Annotated in this window: 2 protein-coding genes; both read right to left on the reverse strand. The window is 32.4% G+C overall.

What is annotated here, in order from left to right; genetic code table 11:
* Positions 1-110: 110 nt before the first annotated feature.
* Entirely contained in the window at positions 111-587 is a 477-nt protein-coding gene (locus B8T70_RS23320) for an MEKHLA domain-containing protein (protein ID WP_086896419.1), read from the reverse strand.
* Positions 588-598: 11 nt separating this feature from the next.
* Positions 599-2,305, reverse strand: a complete 1,707-nt coding sequence (locus B8T70_RS23325) for a thiamine pyrophosphate-dependent enzyme (protein WP_086896420.1) — start codon at positions 2,303-2,305, stop codon at positions 599-601.
* Between the last annotated feature and the right edge of the window lie 269 nt (positions 2,306-2,574).

The raw sequence follows: 2,574 nt of genomic DNA on the forward strand, positions 1-2,574 counted from the left end.
AAAGCATCAAAAATAAAAACATAAAAAAAACCATTTCTTTAAAATGGCTTTAAGTTAATTTTACTTTTTATAACAACAAACTGGTATAGTTTTATACTGATATTTTTTAATTAAAGATCAAAATACCAATCTGGTCGTAGTTTTTCATCTCGCCAAAATAACGCTCCTTGTCCCCATACATTGCCATTTGTATTTTGTAATTGCCAAACTATAGTATCATGAATGGTAAAACTATTCTCGTACTTATCAACTCGTTCTCCTTTGTAATTATATACAATACCCTCTTGTTCGACTTTATCAAATAATAATTTACGTTCGTATCTATTCTCAATTGCAGCACTAAAACTGGATGGTATCGCTAGAATTTCCTCATTTGAGTATTTAAAACAAGACAAAGCATATTTATTGGCATAAATAAAATAAGAATTAGTATTGGCATTTTGAGCCAATATGCTATAAGGTGCATTTTCATGTAACCATTGGTAACGGTCGGAAATATTGGGTGGAGATGGAAGTTTTTTTCCATTTAAAGCTAAGAAACAATCATCAATTTGTTTCAGCAGAATGTGTTCATTTTTTAAAGACATAATATTTTGTTTTATAGGTTCTTAAGACGGGGATTACTTCCTAACAATTGCAGCGAATCGACAGTAATTTCTATAAGCAAAGATTGAGGAGGTTTATTTTTTATCATCATACTATCTAACAGATCATCTAGATTAGATAAATCGGTATTTAATATTTCGGCATTCCAGCCACATGCCCTCGCAATACTACAATAATCAAGAGATTTTAATCGGGCATGATAACGCTCATTATCAACATCTGGCATAATTTTGCCCAATCCTTGTTCGACAATTCCTAATGTTTCATTATTTAATAAAAATAAAACCAAACCAAGATCGTGAACTTCTCCCATGCTACCAGAGAATAGACGAAAGCAGCCATCACCCGTAAATAAAAAAACAGAGCGATCAGGACTTGCTAGTTTTGCTCCTACTGCAACACCAAATGCACCACCCATAGCCGAGCCTCGATAAAGTGAATAAAATTGAATATTATTATTAGGACGTTGGGTTACATATTGCCGGTCTTTATAGGCTTGGCAAACATCATCAATCCCTATAGAGCGTGCAGGCCACCAATTATCAAGCTTTTGATATAAAGTGACCATATCTACATAGTTATCACGGGCAAAAGCAAATGGCAAATTATTTAAGTCTTTTGGAGCAGACTCAAATGGGAGGTTCTCGAAAGGCAATAAATGGGCTGCATCGATTATTTTTTGAATTACTAAATCTAAAGGAGCATAAACATGATCATATTTACTTTCTATAATATGTTCTAAACTATTATCAACCAGTCCGTATGCATCGGGAATATTGCCAATAAAAAAGGTATGAGCAACTGGGAATTTATTAAAATTAACCGTGTATTCGTCTGGGCATGCACCAAGTATCATTAAAACATCATTTTCATCCAGAGCATTTATTAATGATAAGGCTTTATCATTTCCTCCAAACGATACATATCCGTAACCATAAGGATTATCACGATTTACAGCATTTGCGCCATTAATGCTCCAAATAACAGCTGGACATAAAAGTTTACTTAACTCAGATGTATAATGTATCGCATCTGGATAACGTGCCATCTCTTCTCCCACAAGAAGAACTAATCGTTTACCTTTAATTGTTTCCTTAAAACTAGTTATAAAACTATCTAAGTTTGTATTCTTAAAAACATTTGACTGATTCGGATATGGAGATTTACATACAGTAGAAATAATATTTAATCCTTCGTTATCAAGAACCAAAACAACTGGTTTAAAACGATCTAATTGTTTTTTTGCCTGAACTAAAGTTTCTTTTAATGTAGCTTGATTATTTAATATAAAAACAGAATCAGGCAATTCGGCTTTTAATTGCTCCACAATATTACTACCGTAGTGTGTGGAATCTTGTAAAGGAGAAAAACCTACAGTACTATTCCCTGAAACAGGTACAATATATACAGCTGGAATATCATGTAATTTGGCATCGCTCAGGCCACAACTAATAAGCTTTGTAGCTGCTCCTGTAGTTGCCACAGTTGCTGCTATCTTACCCGTACTTAAGTAATAACCTAACGGCACAAAACCTGCGCTATACTCCCCAAAAGTTAAAAACTCTGTTGTATTAAAAGAATCCCTTTTATAAGGATTGAGGTATTTAAGAAAATGAATAACACCACCACCAGTAACACCGGTATATAGTGATATTCCCCAACTTTCGAGGGTATTTACTATTAACTGATTGCTGTCCATATAGTTTTGAAACTTTTAATTATTAAAGAATAATAAAAAGCTTATTGAATAAGATAACTCTAAGTATCTTTTTAATTAAGAGTTTATGATACCCAATTAAGCATCACAAACTTTTCAGAACAACAAACAACCTTGTTGTATTAATATGATAATTCGTTTCATAATGATAAGATTTGGGTCTTATAAAGATATAAACAAATTCCTGTATAACAGCAAGTAAATCAGTACAAATAAAACATAATTAACTGAATTACAGTATTTTAAAATAA

It is taken from the genome of Flavobacterium sp. AJR, assembly GCF_002156885.1.
Taxonomy (GTDB): domain Bacteria; phylum Bacteroidota; class Bacteroidia; order Flavobacteriales; family Flavobacteriaceae; genus Flavobacterium.

Coding starts and splice junctions, on each gene's coding strand:
- B8T70_RS23320 (WP_086896419.1), bottom strand. CDS start 587: ATGTCTTTAAAAAATGAACACATTCTGCTGAAACAAATTGATGATTGT.
- B8T70_RS23325 (WP_086896420.1), bottom strand. CDS start 2,305: ATGGACAGCAATCAGTTAATAGTAAATACCCTCGAAAGTTGGGGAATA.